The organism is Enterococcus cecorum, from assembly GCF_052119425.1.
Classification (GTDB): domain Bacteria; phylum Bacillota; class Bacilli; order Lactobacillales; family Enterococcaceae; genus Enterococcus_E; species Enterococcus_E cecorum_C.
Map to the genome: position 1 here is coordinate 19,271 of NZ_JBQKFH010000004.1, position 15,794 is coordinate 35,064.

Annotated in this window: 14 protein-coding genes and 1 pseudogene; 6 read left to right on the top strand and 9 right to left on the bottom strand. The window is 36.4% G+C overall.

What is annotated here, in order from left to right:
* Positions 1-76: 76 nt before the first annotated feature.
* From ACTQZM_RS01490 to ACTQZM_RS01500, 3 genes and pseudogenes are all read right to left on the bottom strand, one after another.
* A pseudogene (locus ACTQZM_RS01490) lies at positions 77-1,498 on the bottom strand (PTS mannitol transporter subunit IICB); the annotation flags it as partial.
* Positions 1,499-1,771: 273 nt separating this feature from the next.
* Positions 1,772-2,329: a chromate transporter gene (locus ACTQZM_RS01495; RefSeq protein ID WP_441652673.1), complete on the bottom strand. Its 558-nt coding sequence runs from the start codon at positions 2,327-2,329 to the stop codon at positions 1,772-1,774.
* Positions 2,326-2,880, bottom strand: a complete 555-nt coding sequence (locus ACTQZM_RS01500; RefSeq protein WP_441652674.1) for a chromate transporter — start codon at positions 2,878-2,880, stop codon at positions 2,326-2,328. Before ACTQZM_RS01500 ends, ACTQZM_RS01495 begins: the two co-directional genes overlap by 4 nt.
* Before the next feature lie 810 nt (positions 2,881-3,690).
* Here ACTQZM_RS01500 and ACTQZM_RS01505 point away from each other — a divergent pair.
* Together ACTQZM_RS01505 and ACTQZM_RS01510 are read left to right on the top strand one after the other, a co-directional pair.
* The gene (locus ACTQZM_RS01505) at positions 3,691-4,413 is read left to right on the top strand and encodes a GntR family transcriptional regulator (RefSeq protein ID WP_171336834.1); all 723 of its coding nucleotides are present in this window, start codon (positions 3,691-3,693) and stop codon (positions 4,411-4,413) included.
* Between the two features lie 397 nt (positions 4,414-4,810).
* On the top strand, positions 4,811-5,605 hold the full coding sequence (locus tag ACTQZM_RS01510; RefSeq protein ID WP_441652675.1) for a hypothetical protein: 795 nt from the start codon (positions 4,811-4,813) through the stop codon (positions 5,603-5,605).
* Between the two features lie 71 nt (positions 5,606-5,676).
* Here ACTQZM_RS01510 and ACTQZM_RS01515 read toward each other — a convergent pair whose 3' ends face one another.
* Positions 5,677-6,582: a prenyltransferase gene (locus tag ACTQZM_RS01515; protein ID WP_441652676.1), complete on the bottom strand. Its 906-nt coding sequence runs from the start codon at positions 6,580-6,582 to the stop codon at positions 5,677-5,679.
* 95 nt (positions 6,583-6,677) lie between these two features.
* Between ACTQZM_RS01515 and ACTQZM_RS01520 the strand changes: the two genes are divergently transcribed.
* From ACTQZM_RS01520 to ACTQZM_RS01530, 3 genes are all read left to right on the top strand, one after another.
* On the top strand, positions 6,678-7,652 hold the full coding sequence (locus tag ACTQZM_RS01520; protein WP_441652677.1) for a polyprenyl synthetase family protein: 975 nt from the start codon (positions 6,678-6,680) through the stop codon (positions 7,650-7,652).
* Positions 7,653-7,672: 20 nt separating this feature from the next.
* Positions 7,673-8,641 (top strand): choloylglycine hydrolase, encoded by a 969-nt coding sequence (bsh, locus tag ACTQZM_RS01525; RefSeq protein WP_441652678.1) that lies wholly within the window; start codon positions 7,673-7,675, stop codon positions 8,639-8,641.
* Positions 8,642-8,782: 141 nt separating this feature from the next.
* Positions 8,783-9,010: a hypothetical protein gene (locus ACTQZM_RS01530; protein WP_441652679.1), complete on the top strand. Its 228-nt coding sequence runs from the start codon at positions 8,783-8,785 to the stop codon at positions 9,008-9,010.
* A gap of 45 nt (positions 9,011-9,055) precedes the next feature.
* Here the strand turns inward: ACTQZM_RS01530 and ACTQZM_RS01535 are convergent, their stop codons facing one another.
* The 5 genes from ACTQZM_RS01535 to ACTQZM_RS01555 all read right to left on the bottom strand — a co-directional run bounded on the left by ACTQZM_RS01535 (position 9,056) and on the right by ACTQZM_RS01555 (position 14,192).
* Positions 9,056-10,360: an RNA-binding domain-containing protein gene (locus ACTQZM_RS01535; protein WP_441652680.1), complete on the bottom strand. Its 1,305-nt coding sequence runs from the start codon at positions 10,358-10,360 to the stop codon at positions 9,056-9,058.
* A 186-nt stretch (positions 10,361-10,546) separates the two neighbouring features.
* Entirely contained in the window at positions 10,547-11,773 is a 1,227-nt protein-coding gene (locus ACTQZM_RS01540; RefSeq protein ID WP_441652681.1) for an ABC transporter permease, read from the bottom strand.
* Positions 11,770-12,453 (bottom strand): ABC transporter ATP-binding protein, encoded by a 684-nt coding sequence (locus ACTQZM_RS01545; RefSeq protein WP_171314847.1) that lies wholly within the window; start codon positions 12,451-12,453, stop codon positions 11,770-11,772. The genes ACTQZM_RS01540 and ACTQZM_RS01545 overlap by 4 nt, the downstream gene beginning before the upstream one ends.
* Positions 12,450-13,670 carry an efflux RND transporter periplasmic adaptor subunit gene (locus tag ACTQZM_RS01550; protein WP_441652682.1) on the bottom strand — a complete coding sequence of 407 codons (1,221 nt, stop codon included), beginning with the start codon at positions 13,668-13,670 and terminating at the stop codon, positions 12,450-12,452. Before ACTQZM_RS01550 ends, ACTQZM_RS01545 begins: the two co-directional genes overlap by 4 nt.
* Before the next feature lie 15 nt (positions 13,671-13,685).
* On the bottom strand, positions 13,686-14,192 hold the full coding sequence (locus ACTQZM_RS01555) for a hypothetical protein (RefSeq protein WP_240185004.1): 507 nt from the start codon (positions 14,190-14,192) through the stop codon (positions 13,686-13,688).
* A 276-nt stretch (positions 14,193-14,468) separates the two neighbouring features.
* Here ACTQZM_RS01555 and ACTQZM_RS01560 point away from each other — a divergent pair, with 276 nt between their 5' ends.
* Entirely contained in the window at positions 14,469-15,665 is a 1,197-nt protein-coding gene (locus tag ACTQZM_RS01560; RefSeq protein WP_441652683.1) for a murein hydrolase activator EnvC family protein, read from the top strand.
* The last annotated feature ends 129 nt before the right edge of the window (positions 15,666-15,794 follow it).

The following is a 15,794-nucleotide window of genomic DNA, read 5'->3' on the forward strand; positions in this document are numbered from 1 at the left end:
TCTCTAACAAAGACTTTAGCCAGGCTTTTGTCACCTGGCTAATAGCCTTTTCTTTTACTTATTTTTTCACTTCTTGTAGCTTAGTCACAATTTCATCATAACTTGGTGAATTCATGAAGTTTTCTACTGTAATAAATAGTGCACTTGGCGCTTTTTGACTTGCGCGTTCTTTTAATTCAACTTGCGTAACGATTAATGCCTTTGGATCGTCTGTTAAATTATTAATAGCAGAGTTACTTACTGGCACATCTAAACCAGCTTTTTTCACTTTATTTCGTAATACAGAAGCACCCATTGCACTTGAACCCATGCCCGCATCGCAAGCAAAGATAATTTTATCGACCGTTGCAAATGATGCTGAAGAACTTGAAGTTGGTGCTGCTTGAGTGGTTGCAGCTACTTGACCTTTACTTTCAGCTTTAGCAGCCTTCACAGCAGCTTGACTTGCTTCAAAATCTTCTTCCTCTTTATTATCAGATTTAATAATTACCATTGACACTAAGAATGACACTGCTGTTGCGACGGCTACCCCAGCAATTACTGGAAGATATCCACCTTTTGGAGTCATTCCTAAAATAGCAATGATTGAACCAGGTGAAGCAGCAGCACGTAAACCAGCACCTAATAATTGGAAAGTAAATGTACCTGATACCCCACCAGCCATAACAGCTAAGAATAATAATGGTTTCATCATGACATATGGGAAGTAAATTTCATGAATACCACCTAAGAATTGAATGATAATCGCACCTGGCGCAGATGATTTGGCAGAACCTTTACCAAAAATCATGAAGGCTAATAACACACCTAAACCAGGACCAGGATTGGTTTCTAATAAGAATAGAATAGATTTACCAGTTTGTAAGGATTGTTCCGTACCAAGTGGTGTTAAAATACCGTGGTTAATGGCATTGTTTAAGAATAAAATTTTCGCAGGATCAATGAAGATATTTGCTAATGGTAATAAATGTGCATTAATAATCGCATCTACACCGCTAGCCATCGCATTGGTCAATGATTGAACGACTGGACCAATTCCTAGATATCCTAGAATCGAAAGTACAAATCCAATCAAACCAGCTGAAAAGTTGTTGACTAACATTTCAAATCCAGCAGCAATTTTATCTTGGAAAGCATCATCAAATTTCTTGATACACCAGCCACCTAAAGGACCCATCACCATCGCCCCAATAAACATTGGTACTGAAGATCCGACTAAGACACCCATTGTTGCAATTGCCCCAACAACTGCACCACGTTGGCCATGAACAGTATGTCCACCAGTATAACCGATTAATAATGGCAATAAATAAGTAATCATTGGTCCAACGAGATTGTTTAATTCTTTATTTGGCCACCATCCAGTTGGAATAAACAGGGCAGTAATTACACCCCAAGCAATAAAGGCCCCAATATTTGGCATGACCATTCCTGAAAGAAAACTACCGAAACGTTGCACTCTTGCTTTTAAACTCTTTTGCTGCACGTTTGCTTCCATTTTTAACTTCCTCCTCTTAATCTGTGCGGGATGGTTCTGCACACCCCACAAAAGTTCTTGTAATTGTTTACATTTTTATCTTAACCCAATAAATTACCGCTTTCAACAACATCTAAATACATGTTTGACACAAAGAAGTGTGCCAAAGTTTGTGATACCAGTTCCATAAATGGCACAAGAAAAAAATGCTATTCTCACATCAGAATAGCATTCATCTTTATATATTTACACTAATATAATTATTATTTCACAAAATTTTTATTCATATAGTAATCAATTAAGTAACATTTGATAAAAAATGTTTAATCCCCCTATGACAACCATTACTAGGATTGGCCGGCTCTTTAGCTTTCTTAATAAAAGAAGTGCTACAATAAATAGGACAATTTTGGAGCTATCCAGTGAAAACCAGTTGTCCATATGATTCCCGTAAAAACTATTACGCAAAATTTCTAATCCTGAAACCAAAATCAAGACAATCACAGCAGGTCTTAAAGTTTGTAAGACATTTTGGACAATCGTTAAATTTTGATAACGCACATAATAGTAGGCAATGATACTTACAATGATACAAGAAGGTGTTACACAGCCTAGCGTTGCCACAATCGCCCCGATAATTCCAGCACTTTTAACGCCCACAAAAGTCGCCGCATTAATCGCGATTGGACCAGGTGTCATTTGTGATAAAGTAATTAAATGATTTAGTTCGGTCGCATGAAGCCAATGATGGGTATAAACTTCTTGCTGAATCAAAGGTAAAGCTGCATATCCACCGCCAAAACTGAATAGGCCTACTTTCACAAAACTCCACCATAACTGTAAATAAATCATCGACTCACCCCACGCCATGTTTGAATGATACCATAAGCCAAGCAAACTAAAATCAAATAAACCGAACTAACATGGAATAAAAGACTCGCACCAAACACCATTAAAAAGATCAAAATCGCAGTTCCTTGTTTTTTCCTGATAATAGGTAATAACATATCCAAAACGACTTGTAAAATTAAAGCACCCACAGCTACTTGCATACCAGAAAGTAAATATTGGACCCAAACAATTTTGATAAATATATTGTAAAGGTAGGCTAAAATCGTGATAATTCCTAGCGGCGGTAAAACAGTAGCTACTACCGTTACCAATACCCCAATTACTCCGGCTAGCTTGTAACCTACCAAGATTGCGCCATTAATTGCCATAGCTCCCGGCGCACTTTGAGCAATCGCCACAAAATCAAGCATCTCATTTTCAGTTAGCCAACCATATTTTTGAACAAATCTTTGTTTCATTAGCATGACAATGACATAACCACCACCAAAAGTAAAAGCGCTCAAAGTAAATGTAGACCAAAATAGCCTTCTTAAGCTGAACTCCTTATCCATAAATCAAATTCCTACTTTCTATCAACTATACCTATTATAATCTATTTTCCTTACTTGTGAATCTACCTGATGATTAGCTTCACTATGTAAACTTTTCTTAACATGCCAACAAAATAGAATGTTTTATTTTAAATTTTATTGTTTTTATTTAGATTAATTATAAATATAATATAGAGCCCCACTTGTGAAAGATGCACATAATCGTTTTAATTTCTTAATAAAAAAGTAAAAAACAGCAGTGCCACATACTTTCTTGATAATAGTCACATTCAACGTAAGTATTTTGACAAAAAATAGTATATTCTCAATTTTGTCAATAAATTTATTCAATTTTTAAAGAACATTCCATCTATCCATTTTTCTATTCATAAATTATAGCATCTACTATATCCTTTATTTTAATCTTCACCAATAGCCGAAGTTTTGTTTTTTTAAATATTAAAACAAGCAAAACTAAACTAAAAAAGCCTCATATATCAAAGTATAAATCCAAAAGCAAAGAAGCATATATATTTTATACAGTTATTTTAAAAGAAAACGATTTCAATTTTAAAATAACTTACACTTTAAACGATTACGCAAGTTATGATTAATAATAACTTAACATACAGCATACATGATAATTGCTTTTTATCAAAAAAAGTATATTGTATACATGGATAGGGAAATGACGTAATTGAGAACGTCATGTACATTTGCAATTGTATCTCAATGCATTTACAATCATATTTTTGTTATCTATTTTAAAAATGAAAATTTACAAAGTTTACTTACTTATCGAGCTTATTTTCAGGAAAGGACGTGTGAATTATGACAAAAACTGGTGGATACAGAAAAATAGCAAATGATATCATGAATAAAATTCAACGTGGCACTTTTAAACCTGGTGAAAAACTACCTAAACAAACTGAATTAGCTAATTTTTATGACACAAGTCGTGTTACTGTGCAAAAAGCATTAAATGTACTAACACTCGAAGGCTATATTGCTTCTAAAAAAGGCGTTGGTACCTTTGTTAAAACATTAGATGAAACGACTTCTAACTTAGATTCAAGTTCAAATGAATGTCTGGGCTTATCACAAAAAGTTGCTGCTAATCAAACAGTAACAAGTAAAGTGATTTCCTTTCACGTTCGAAACCCTGAGGATGAAGAATGTGAAAAACTAGCTATACGCCCAATCGATAGCGTATATGATATCATTCGTGTGCGTTATCTTGATGGTCAGCCTTTCAGAATCGAGTATACGGTTATTCCAGTAGCTACACTCCCTGAATTAAACACAGCAATATTGGAAAAATCTTTATACCAATATATTGAAAATGAAACACCTTATGAAATTGGTTCAGCAATCCGCAAGATTAAAGCTGACATGTCAGATAGATATGACCAAAAGTATTTGGAATGTCAATTATTCGATCCAGTTCTTGAAATTGAACAAGTCGTAACATTTAATGATGGTCGTCCATTTGAACTATCTGAAATTCGATACCGCTATGACAAAGGATGCTTTATTGCTATCCATTCTATCTAAACAATTTAATCTTAATCAAAAAACTCGGAAGTTTATTCTTTCGAGTTTTTTTGTTTGTGAATTTTCCTCTTGATTACCTTCCATATCTACATTATTTCCAAACCAACAATACATATATGTAAACTTGTCAATCCGAATATGACAACCTCTCTCCATATGCAACAATAACATCACGATAATCCCTCACCACCTCTACCGCCTATTGTGAATACGCTGCAAAAGCTTGTTTATAGCGTTTTTTTCAGATGTTATTATTCCTAAATCTACTTGATTTTTTTCATGATATAACCGATACTACATGTATAGAAAAAAGTATGTAAACCTATATCTTTACATACTTGATTTACATTACTGGGGAAACTTAAGATATACATTCTAAAGTATCGGGGAGATTATAATGAAAATTTTAAAACAAAAACTTGTTAACTTATCTATTGCTGGAGCCGTTCTTACTGTTGGAGGTCTATTCCTTACATCTCAAATACAGAACACCTCAGCTCAGGCAAGCGAACCTACTAAATTGGTTGCATTTGATAAACAAGCATCCACACTAGGACAAACAATTGATAATATTAGTGGTTCCGAAACTGTTAAGGCCACTTTAGATAAAGCGCAAACAGAATCTAAGAAGAAATCTCAAACAGAACAAAGTCAAGAAGCTACTAAAACACTAGAAAGCAACGCAACCCAACAAGTTGACAATACAAATATTTCAACAACCGAAGTATCAGCTACTACCCAATCGGAAAGTAGCAATGTAGCACAAAATAACACACCAAATACCAACCAATCAAGTATAACTCAACAAAGTTCACCTACACCTGCTCCCAAGCCACAAGTTGATACAAGTGGTTTTAACTTTAATGGTCACCACTATCCAATCGCTTGGTTCTCAGGTACAGGTTATGTCCCAGCAGATGGTAATATCTATCGTTGGAGTGAAATGCCAAACCACTACTTGATTGAACGAGCTGGTATGGCTGGGGGTACTATTCGTGAATTAGGTGTAGGTTCACAAGTTACCATCGACGGACGAACATATACCATCTTTAAAATGTTGTCTGGTGTTGCCAACGATGAAAATGCCTACGACTTGCTTATTTCTCAAGGTGCAGCAATCACTTTCCAAAGCTGCGATGCTACTTATGGCGCGAACGGCTTAGCAAACTTAACAATCTGGTTTGCAGCCTAAGCATAAAACCAAATTCTATCTAAAAAAGTCGCGATTACCCTCAACGTAACCGCGACTTTTTTGTTACTCTATTACTGTAATAAAATACCTAATGCAAAACTCAGTACATGAACAAATGAACCTACCGCTAAAATTTTTACCGCACAGATAAACGTTTGGTTCTTCACTTGAACTGCGAGTAATTTTTGTGTTTCCTGCCAAACAAATGGCATACTTACTAAACTTAACAAAGTCATCACAGGCGCTAAATGTAAAGCAACCGTCGCAACAATAGACAAATAAGCGAAGCGATTCATATTTACAAATACGTTTAATGCACGTCGTTTGCCAAGATAATGAACGATGGTATAACGATTATTCTTCTCATCTTCTTCTAAATCGCAAATATTATTGGCCAACATCAAATTAGCTATCCATAATGTATTTGGTAATGAAATCAGAAAAATCGAGCCGATGGTGCTAAAATTCCAAATAAACTGATCATAAGCATTTAAATAAACACAAATGAGCGAAATCATAAAGCCCATTGTAAAACCAGAGAAAAATTCGCCTAGGGGTAAACTTGATAATGGGCGCGGACCAGATGAATAAAATATGCCAACCAAATAGCAATACAACCCCATCACTAATAACGGCCAACCAACAATCATTGACAAACCTATTCCCATCAAAGCCGAAACAATAATTAAGCCCATCATGATGCGAAAGACTAACTTCAATGACAAATTTTCTCTACCTATAATATTGGTTTTATGCTTATAATCATGAACATCGGTGGCGTGGTGATAGTCATTATAATTATCCAAAATATCCACCGCCATATTAAATAGAAACATCGCCACAAAATAAATAAATACCAAACCAATATGCAATGTATGATAATGATAATAACTGTATGCGAGCCCTATAAAAAACGGTAAGACACTTGCAGTTTTCGCTTTAAATTCTACAAGTTCCAAAAACACTTTTAAAGACACATTTTCACTTCCTTTAATTTTTTAAGCTTTGATATTTCCTATTCTAAGCAATTTAAGGTACAATAAAGTTATAAATTAATTTGCGAGGAATTATCATGACAAGTTACTGGAATAATTATCCCACGATTCAAAATAAACTCCAAGCTGTTTGCTCATATTTGGAAGAAAATGTAGCAATCAATAACGAAATCATTTCAAAAACACTAGTAGATTTTGCTCGCTCTGGTGGCAAGTTGTTGCGCCCGGCACTTTGTCTACTATTTGCTGAATTAAATCCCAACCACGATGAGGAAAAAATGACAAAAATCGCTGCTTCTTTAGAGATGCTACATATGGCGACTTTAATTCATGATGACATTATCGATGACTCACCTCTGCGTCGTGGCGCGATTACGGTCCAAGCACAATTTGGCAAAGACATCGCGGTATATGCAGGCGATGTACTTTTTACCAAGTTTTTCGAAACACTTATTAGCGTGATGAATGGATCTGAATACTTAGCTTATAACGCCAGAACAATGAGACGCATACTCATGGGCGAGCTCAATCAAATGACCATCCGCTTTAAAATCGATGAAAAATTTACGGATTATCTTCGCAGCATCAACGGAAAAACGGCTGAATTATTCTACTTAGCTTGTAAAGAAGGTGCCTATTTCAGTGGCTGTTCTCCACAAGTGGTGCGCTTAGCTAGTCGTATTGGCAGAAATATCGGTTTAGCCTTCCAAATCTATGATGATATTTTAGATTATACCGCAGATAAAGCAACTTTGAAAAAACCGATTTTGGAAGACTTAGGCCAAGGAATTTATACCTTACCCTTGATTTTAGTAAAAGATCAATACCCAGAAATCTTCGCGCCATATTTGAATAAGAAAAATCAAATCACCCTGGCAGAAATTGAAGAAGTAGCCAAACTCGTGGTGCAATATGGTGGCGTCGAACAAGCCAAAGTCATTGCTCAGAAAATTACAAAAAAAGCACTAGAAGATATCAAAAAATTACCTGATGGCATCGCAAAAGATAACATCCATCAATTAACCATGGATTTATTAAACAGACAATATTAATCATAAAGAAGGTTTTGTAAATGTGTACTGGTTTACGTTACATCAATGACGGCTTTTACTTTGGCCGCAATCTCGATTTGGATTATACTTTCGGACAATCAATTGTGATTACCCCTAAGAACTACGAAATCAAGTTTAAGCACGAAAAAAGCATTGCCAATCATTATGCCTTTATCGGAGTCGCTGTAGTCGTTGAGGATTATCCGCTTTATGCCGATGCGATCAATGAGGCTGGGCTAGGAATCGCTAATCTAAACTTCCCCCATTTTGCCGAATATGCCACGGAAGTTCAAGAAGGCCAATTAAATTTAGCACCTTATGAATTGATGCTTTACGCCCTAGCAAATTGCCAATCCGTCGCCGAAGTAAAAACGGCTTTTCACAATTTAAATGTCGTTGATATTCCATTTAATGCACAAATGCCCAATACGACATTGCACTGGTTCGTTGCGGATAAAAAACAAGCTGCTGTGATTGAAGTGATTCAAGGAAAAGTCAAAATTACCGACAATCCAGCCAATGTCTTAACCAATAGTCCAAGTATTGATTATCATTTGATGAATCTAGCCCACTATGCTAACCTGAGTGACAAGCAACCTACCAACCAACCTTTTGATATGCCTCCATTTGGCGAAGGGTTTGGCGCGATTGGTCTACCTGGCGATTGGTCCCCGGCTTCTCGTTTCGTCAAAGCTGCATTTGTAAATGAACATTCTATCAGCGAAAAAGATGAAATTAGCAATGTCACTCAATTTTTCCATATTTTAGATTCGGTGGCTTTTGTTGAGGGCGTAACCACTTCACCACGAGGAACCCATGACTTAACGATGTATGCTTCTTGTGGACATCCTGAAAGTGGCAATTATTACTATAAAACCTACCGCAATAATCAAATCAATTGCGTGTCCATGTCAAAAGTCGATTTGCAAAGTCACACGCTTTTTAATTATCCGATGATTGATACCCAACAAATTCATCAGGTTAATTAGCGTGAACTACTCACCACTTAGCTAAACATAACGGTTCTTAACGCTTGAAGTGGGAGCTTCTTGGAGGATGGGCGACTTCTGCCTGAATTACGTTAAATGAATGATTTTACACGAACGAACGCTTAGCTGAATGAAAGGTGCGTGGCCAAAATGAAACATGGTTTGAAGTATTTTTTCTGGAAAGTTTGGTTTAGTGGTACCGGCAGCAGAATGTGGTTGGCTTACCTATTAATAACAGTCATTCACGATTATTATAAAACCAAAGATTCAGGAATTCCTTTTATAGGTGCTGTGTTCATACTTCTTTTCATTTTAATCAAAACTGCCATTTGGTACCTAAGAGGCGCAAAGATAGACGAAGAAAATTAACCGCACTAAAATAGACGCACTATTTGAAGTAGTGCGTCTATTTTTTTATTCGGATAATCGATAATGGATATAGCGTCCTTTTCCTTCCTGTATGATCAAACCATCGGCTACACTTTTCTTTAATAACCTGCCTGAAGTAGTTTGACTGACCCCTAGCCGATTTTGAACATCTTTACGAGTGAATGTTTTTTGTTCTTTTCCTAATAACAATATTTCTGCTTCTTGAGAGTTTTCAACTGTTTGCTGAGTGATAGAATCCGATATATGATTGATATTTGGCAGAATAATTTTAAACACATGATCAGAAAGGGCTATTTTAGGTTCTTTACCCGTTTCGGAATAAGCGTTCATGATTTTTTGGATACCCGTTCCATAAGATTCAATTAACTCTAGGCGATAAAAAATATTGGCTAGCTTTTCATTGCGGCAAACGGAAATGCCCATCATCACATCATCCAAAGTTATCCCATTTGGCAAACCACCCATAGAAATAAATTCTATTCGATCTGCGTATATACTGATTAAACTACTAGCACGATAAGCATATTCCCGATGAACCAATAAATTTAGCAAAGCTTCTCGGATGGCCATTTCTGGATAATCCCTTTGATCCACACGATATAAAGAATCAAACGAAGAATGCCGTTGGTTGCGAAAATCAATATATTCATAAGCTGTCTCCATTTGTTCAAATAAAGAACCTGAAATTTCTTTACGATCTCTAAACTGTGCTTGATTCTCTCCTTCAAAAGAGGCAATTTTTATCGTATGTATACATTGATCGGATATTAAAAGGCCAAGATTGGTATATAATCCCTCATAGTTCAAGATTCCTAAAGTTTTCATCTGTGCTTCTTCTAAAGGCAAATTCTTTTTAGCAAAATGTTTTTTAGCAGCTTCAAAAGTTAGATTTTGCTCTATAGATCGACTATTTTCAAAATAATCGCCATCCGTTTCCTTAATCATTTGCCTAATAAGCGACTGACTGGCAGGTGCCGAAGAAAAGCCTTGTCTAATATAAACCCCTTCTGGACGTATGCCTTTTTTCGCAATATAATACGGACGATTTGTGCCACGTTGAACATCGATGACAACCACTTGCTTATTCTCTATATTTAATGTCTCATAGTGCAAAAACATCGTCAAATCAGGTTTTATAGCATCACGTATCATATTACTCACTTGTAGCGCAACTTCATCTGGATTATCAACACCAATGACCGTTCCATCATCGAGCACACCTATATACAGCTTACCGCCTGTACTGTTCGCAAATGAAATAATTTCTTTTTTAATATCATCAACCACAACCGATTTTAATTCTACATTTTCACTTTCCTTGAATATCATACTATCACCTTCTCACCATGCTAACCATATTCTACCCATTCTAACCATTTTTGTCAAACGTTTGGTTAGTATGGGTAGATAAACGCACTACTTCATTAAATCTCCGTTAGCTAACCAACCCTTCTCATAACCTAGGTAAAAAAACACCGCGTAAAGATGTATCTCCTTACTGCGGTGTTTTATTCATTAACGTAAGATATCAATTAAATCTTTTTTAGCGGCTTCTCTTGCTGGCATAACTGAGAAGATTAAACCTATCAACGTAGACACGCCGACTGCCACGACAATTGTAAACAAATCAACCGTAACATGAATCTTCATCAAGGATCCAATGCTATAAGCTAAAATCATTCCGATAAAATAACCGATTACACCACCAGTAAACGTCAATAGCACCCCTTCAATTAAGAACTGAATCATAATGGAACGTTGGGTTGCGCCTAATGCTCGACGAATCCCGATTTCTTTGGTCCGTTCAGAAACTGAAATATACATCATATTCATCACGCCAACACCCGCGATAAACAATGAAATACCAGCCACGGCGGTAATAAAGTAAGTAATCGTACTTAACACTTTCCCGATACCCTTACTTAAAATAGCCGTATCAAAGGAACGATAACTACCTTGTTGACGCATACTACCTGATTTTTTCAGTTTATCCAGCACCTTATTGGTCACTTCATCAGGTCGTGTTCCTTTTTTCATTGTTACGACAATACTGTAGCTTGCGTCATCACCTTTAATCAAGTAATATTCATACGCTTTTTTAGGAATTTGAACTTGATAGCTGCTCATCTCACCAAACATACTGGCCATTTGCGCTTCTTCATCACTCATCTCCATCCCAGTATACACACCAACAATGGCATAATTTTGACCGGAAATTAAAATCCCGCGATTCAACGCATTTTCTGGTGTACCATACAAATCCTTCGCTAACTCTTCATTGACCACAGCGACTCGACTGCGATTCAAATTATCCGCTTTAGACAGATTGCGCCCCGCAAGGACATCACTGTTAGTTTGTTTCACCAATTTGGCTTCAATGGATTGATTTTTATTTTTTATCAATGCACTAAAACTTGTACTATTGGTTTCTTGCTTTTCAAATTCGGCACTCTCAACACCTGAAATGCGACGAACCAGTTCCAAGTCACTACTTTGAAAAGCAGGTCGATTCGTTTCATAGAAGGAATCATCATTTGGGTTAAACAAAATTTGCGCTTGAATCTTTCCGTTGTCGCTCTTCGTTAGACTTTCAATGGTTTGACGCTCATAGCTACGACCTATCGCCAAAATCGCAATCACCGCACTAACCCCAATAATAATCCCAATCATCGTTAAAATACTACGTTTGCGATTATTATTAATTGCTTTAAAGGCGGAACGAAAATTCACATAAAAGTTCATGCTTTCACCGCCTCATCTGCAATAATTGCCCCATCGCGAATTTTAATTAAACGATGGCAATAAGGGACAACTTCTGGATCATGGGTAACCAAAATAATGGTCGCGCCGTCTTTTTCATTTAATTCCGCAAATAATTCCATAATTTCCGTGGAAGTATGCGTATCAAGCGCGCCAGTTGGTTCATCGGCAATAATAAATTTCGGATTATTAATAATCGATCTAGCAATGGCTACCCTCTGTTGTTGTCCACCGGATAATTGCTTCGGATATTTATCCTCTTTACCTTCTAAGCCAACTCGTTTTAAGGCAGCCAGTACCTTTTCTTTGGTTTGTGAAAAATTATAGCCGCCATAAAGTAAAGGCAATTCCACATTTTCATAAACCGTATTATTTTCAATCAGACTAAAATTTTGAAAGACAAAGCCCACTGTTTGATTGCGCACTTTTGATAGTCGGTCATCATTCGTCCCAACTAAAGATTCTCCTTCAAACAGATAGGTTCCTTCAAATTTTCGGTCAATAAAGCCCAACAAATTAATCAATGTTGATTTTCCTGAACCAGATGGGCCCATGACAGCGACCATTTCCCCTTGTTCAATATGCAAATTCACATCTTTAAGGACATGTAAGGATTCTTCATCGTTTTTATAGTATTTGTTGATATGAATTAAATCTATCATTCAAACACCGCCACTTCCTGATTATCCTTTAATTTCTTATCTGGATTAAGAATGTATTTATCACCCATGGCTAATCCTTTTTCAACTAAGTAATTGGTACCTTGATCTTTTAAGGTTACTTCGGTTAAATGTGCTTTTCCATCTTTATAGGTATACACATATTGCTTGCCATCGCGATCAATCACGACTTCTTTTGGCACGGTAATTTGATTAAAATGAATCGCCACTTGCACACTAAAACCATTATGAATTTCTTCGGCTGTTTCTACCGTAAAGGCATAACTGGAAGTAGAACTACTACTACTATTACTACTACCACCTGAGACCGCTGCACTCAAGGATGGTGTAGCACTTGCTGATTCAGGTAAAGTTGAAATATTGGTAATCGTTCCTTCAATTTTACGTTCATCATTAGCTGGCATGACTTCCACTTTTTGTCCTTGTTTTAATTTATTATAGTCATATTCTGTCACACTTGCTTGAACCACAGTGCCGGGTGAAACTAAAGTCGCATATGGCACTGTTGCTTGGTTTTTTCCATTTTGATCTACATAGACAATGCCATCAAACGGTGCAGTCACTTTAGTATTAATTTTCTCTTTTAATTGAGCAATTGTTTTTTGCGCATCGCTATATTCTAAATTAGCACTGTCTACTCCTTGTTTAGCTTGAGACACTGCGTCACCAGCCGCATCATAAGCTTCTTTAATTTGAGCCATTTGTGCAACTACTTCTGCTGCTGATGGATCGTTAGCTGCTTTTAAGGCCTGTACAGATTTATTCAATTGATTGTATTGATCAGCCAATTGATTTTTCTTATTAACCGCACTATTATAGCTACTTTGCGCATTAGATACAGCCAAGTTTAATTTATTTAAAGCTTGTTCTTGCTGACTTACTTGTTCTTCAATGGTTTGATTTTTGTAAGTTGCTAACACATCTCCGGCTTTTACTTGTTGATTATTTTGGACATTAATGGTTTCAATCGTTCCTAATGTAGGATCTAATGTAAACGTCCGACTTTCCTTTGGTTGCGCAACACCGTTAAATAATAGCGGTGCTGACTTTTCAATTTTTGCGACTTGATAATCGCCTTTTTGTTCCTCTTTTTTCGAACCATTCAAAGTAGCCCAAACTACCCCACCAATAGCAACCACACACACAATCGCAAAAACCAATGTCAGGCGTAGTTGTGTCTTACGTTTTAATCTTTTCACTCAAATTCCCTCACTTTATGCTTTTTCTTCTATTTTTTCAATGGCAAAGATATGCACTAAACACATAATTTGCGGAATATATAACAATAATGGTGCAATCATACTAACAACTGTAACGACCACACCGATTGATCCTAGCTGACTGGTTAATTCATTTGCACTTGATGCACCTTTTAAAAATGTACCAATTACTAAATTCAAGACAAAATAACCTAAACTCGCAAAATAGATTAACTTGCTTGGTACCTTATCTTGGCTCAATTGACGAGAAGCAATAAAATATAAAACCACAAATAATACCGTCATCACGACCCCAAAGATAATTGCTACTTTATATGAGGTACTGCTCACTTGATTGTACAGTTCAAGCCCTTTTTTTCCTAAGACTTCAAAATTTTCACGGTTCGGAAATAGACTACTTGGCAAGGTAACTAAACTAACCACAGCACCAATAGCGGTCAATACTAAAGCAACCATATTCCATGTCCGTATTTTTTTGATTCTGTTTGCTACTTCATTCATTTCTTACACCCCTAATCTAATAAAAATGACAACTATATTCCTGATTGTTTCTATCTCAATCAATAGTTATATTATACTATACCCCTTGTAGAAACTGTAGGAAAATCGGAATGCTACATGAAAAATCAGTCTCTGGTTGTAGGTTTGAGACAAGTAGATTGAGATTATTTATTCCAACTAAAATACTAGTCATCTTTGTAACATAGACTTAACTTGCTTTTACCGTCCAATTATTTTATAGTTGGTGTAGCATTTATCAGATTGGAGTTTATTAGCATGAAGAAAAAGCTACTATTAAGTGGTTTATTAGTCTTAAACTTTTTCGCGACTCCTCTAGCTTTAGCAGAGACCATCGATGAAAATATTCAAAACCAAACGAAAAAAATCGAAAACTTGCAGGCTGATCAAAAGAAATTAGCCCAAGAAGTCGAACAATTAAATAAAAATATCAATAAGTATCAAACAAAATACGATGAAACTTTAGCACAAAAAAATGAGGCTGAAGTCAAAGTCAATGAACTTTCAAAAAAATCAGTTGAGTTACAAGAAAAGATCGAAAAACGCAGCGAAAAGATTCGAGATTTGGCACGCAGTACGCAATTAAATCAAAAGAGCGACACCATGCTTTCTGCTTTATTAGAAGCAAAATCAGTCGGTGATTTGGTCAATAAATCATTTGCAATCTTTACCTTTGTCCAAGCCAACCAAAATCTATTGGCCCAACAAGAAGCCGATCAAAAAGAATTGCAAAAGACTAAAGAACAAGCAGAACAAAATTTGCAAACAATTAATGATAGTATTGCTGATTTACAAAAGACTAATGAACAATTAGTCAACGCCAAACTTGATTTAAATGTGAAGCAAAACGAATTAAATGCATCCTTAGCAAGTGAACAAGCGAAAAAAGATGAATTTATCAAACAAAAAGAAGCGGCCGAAAAAGCAAGACAAGAAGCCGCCGCAAAATTAAAAGCTGAACAAGAAGCTGCTGCCCGTGCCCAACAGGAAGCTACCTTCCAAAGCAACTCAACGACTAATACTACTGTTAGCATACCTCAAAGTATGCCTACTGCAAGTAGTGGTTGGAATGCCCCACTTGCTTCTTTAAATGTTTCTAGTGGTTTTGGTTCTCGTCAAGATCCAACAGGTTTTTCTGGTACCCAACATGACGGAATCGACTTGACTGGAAGTTATGGTACACCCGTCTTTGCTTCTAGAAGCGGAAGTATCGCAAGCAGTGGGTATGACCCATCTGCAGGGAACTATATCATCATCAATCATGGCGATGGCTACTACTCATACTATCTACACCTAAGCAGTATCGTTGTCGGTGGTGGTTCTGTCAGTGCGGGCCAAACAATTGGTCTCATGGGAACAACTGGTAATTCTACCGGTGTACATCTCCACTTTGGTATTGCAACAACTCCAAACTGGCGTGGATTCGTAAACCCTGCCCCATATATTGGCTTATAAGATAGAAACTGCAAATGTCCCTAGGATGTTTGCAGTTTTTTTAGCGATAGTATGATTTCAGTTGTTTTTTGTAAAGTAGGTATAAAACCTTCATTTAGACTTGATTGACACTTCAAGCATACCGATATT